At 55.6% G+C, this 2,500-nt stretch carries 1 tRNA gene and 2 rRNA genes (1 of these 3 cut by a window edge); all 3 read right to left on the minus strand.

The window, feature by feature from the left end:
• Window positions 1-2: 2 nt before the first annotated feature.
• Window positions 3-79, minus strand: a tRNA-Met gene (locus tag OXR08_RS18425).
• Between the two features lie 85 nt (window positions 80-164).
• Window positions 165-279: ribosomal RNA gene (gene rrf / locus OXR08_RS18430) — 5S ribosomal RNA — on the minus strand.
• Window positions 280-406: 127 nt separating this feature from the next.
• Window positions 407-2,500 (minus strand): 23S ribosomal RNA (locus OXR08_RS18435); it runs 729 nt beyond the window's last position.

The following is a 2,500-nucleotide window of genomic DNA, read 5'->3' on the forward strand; positions in this document are numbered from 1 at the left end:
TTTGGTTGCGGGGACAGGATTTGAACCTGTGACCTTCAGGTTATGAGCCTGACGAGCTACCGGGCTGCTCCACCCCGCGGTGGTGAGGTGCTGTTCTTGCGCTGTGTGGCGCAAGGGGGACGTGAATGGGTTCTTTGTTTGTGTGCATGTTCGCGGGCTTCAATGCCTGGCGACGACCTACTCTTCCATCGCTTGAGCGATAGTACCATTGGCGCGGTCGGGTTTCACGGCCGAGTTCGGGATGGGATCGGGTGGGACACCGACGCTATGGCCACCAGGCAATGGAGCCTGCGAGCATGCGGTTGTATTGGGTTAAAATCGATGCACCTTGGAGGTTTTATCTGGCTGAGAGTTATTTCCATCCACCCGTTCATCTAGCCCAGGGCTGATGGTGGGGGTGTGGAGCTCTCAAGCGCGACCAGAGCAATTAGGACCGGTTAGCTCCATGCGTTACCGCACTTCCACATCCGGCCTATCGAGGTCGTGGTCTTCGACCGCTCTTGATGAAATCTTATCTCGAGGGAGGCTTCCCGCTTAGATGCTTTCAGCGGTTATCCCGTCCGTACATAGCTACCCTGCTGCGCCGTTGGCACGACGACAGGTACACCAGAGGTACGTTCAACCCGGTCCTCTCGTACTAGGGTCAACTCCTCTCAAATTTCGACGCCCACGGCAGATAGGGACCAAACTGTCTCGCGACGTTCTGAACCCAGCTCACGTACCACTTTAATTGGCGAACAGCCAAACCCTTGGGACCTGCTCCAGCCCCAGGATGTGATGAGCCGACATCGAGGTGCCAAACAACCCCGTCGATATGAGCTCTTGGGGGTTATCAGCCTGTTATCCCCGGCGTACCTTTTATCCGTTGAGCGATGGCCCTTCCACGAGGGACCACCGGATCACTATGACCGACTTTCGTCTCTGCTCGACTTGTCAGTCTCGCAGTCAGGCTGGCTTATGCCATTGCACTCTAACAGCCGGTTTCCAACCGGCCTGAGCCAACCTTCGCGCGCCTCCGTTACTCTTTAGGAGGCGACCGCCCCAGTCAAACTACCCGCCACAGAGGGTCCCTGTACCGGTTTCACGGTACGAGGTTAGACAGTAGACAACAACAGGGTGGTATTTCACCTATGGCTCCACATCAGCTGGCGCCGATGCTTCAAAGCCTCCCACCTATGCTACACAGTTCTTGTCCACTGCCACTCTGAAGCTGCAGTAAAGGTGCACGGGGTCTTTCCGTCTAACCGCGGGTACTCCGCATCTTCACGGAGAATTCAATTTCGCTGAGCATGTCCTGGAGACAGTGGGGAAGTCGTTACGCCATTCGTGCAGGTCGGAACTTACCCGACAAGGAATTTCGCTACCTTAGGACCGTTATAGTTACGGCCGCCGTTTACCTGGGCTTCATTTCAGAGCTTGCACTCCTCCACTTAACCTTCAGGCACCGGGCAGGCGTCAGGCCCTATACGTCGTCTTGAAGCCGACTTAGCAGAGCCCTGTGTTTTTGCTAAACAGTCGCTACCCCCTGGCCTGTGCCCCCCACAAAAGCTTGCGCTCATGTGGGGCCTCCTTCTTCCGAAGGTACGGAGGCAATTTGCCGAGTTCCTTCAGGACACTTCTCTCAAGCGCCTTGGTATACTCTACCTGACCACCTGTGTCGGTTTCGGGTACGGTCTATACGGTGGGGCTATTTCCCGGGACAGTTTCGAAGCACGGCCAATCCGTTAAGGCCGTACAACACACACCATCCGTCACACACCACCAGGCCCACGAATATTAACGTGGTTCCCATCGACTACCCCCTTCGGGCTCGTCTTAGGGGCCGGCTCACCCTGCGCGGATTAGCCTTGCGCAGGAACCCTTGGTCTTTCGGCGAGAGGGCATCTCACCCTCTTTATCGCTACTCATGTCTGCATTCGCACTTCCGATACCTCCACGACCCATTACCAGATCGCTTCACAGGCCTACGGAACGCTCCGCTACCGCGTGATCAAAGATCACACCCTAAGCTTCGGTGCACGTCTTGAGCCCCGTTACATCTTCGCCGCAGAAACCCTTGTTTAGACCAGTGAGCTGTTACGCTTTCTTTAAAGGATGGCTGCTTCTAAGCCAACCTCCTGGTTGTTTTGGGATTTCCACATGCTTTCCCACTTAGACGTGACTTGGGGACCTTAGCTGTAGGTCAGGGCTGTTTCCCTTTTGACGACGGACCTTAGCACCCGCCGTCTGTCTCCCGAGTATCACTCATAGGTATTCGGAGTTTGGTTAGTGTTGGTAGATCTCGCGACCCCCGCAACCATCCAGTGCTCTACCCCCTATGGTGTCCGCTCGAGGCACTACCTCAATAGTTTTCGCGGAGAACCAGCTATTTCCCGGCTTGATTGGCCTTTCACCCCTAAACACAACTCATCCGGTAACTTTTCAACGTTAATCGGTTCGGACCTCCAGTGCGTGTTACCGCACCTTCATCCTGGTCATGCCTAGATCGCCGGGTTTCGGG

Origin of the sequence: Sphingomonas sp. GM_Shp_2, from assembly GCF_026540875.1 — a bacterium.
GTDB classification, from domain to species: Bacteria; Pseudomonadota; Alphaproteobacteria; order Sphingomonadales; family Sphingomonadaceae; genus Sphingomonas; species Sphingomonas carotinifaciens.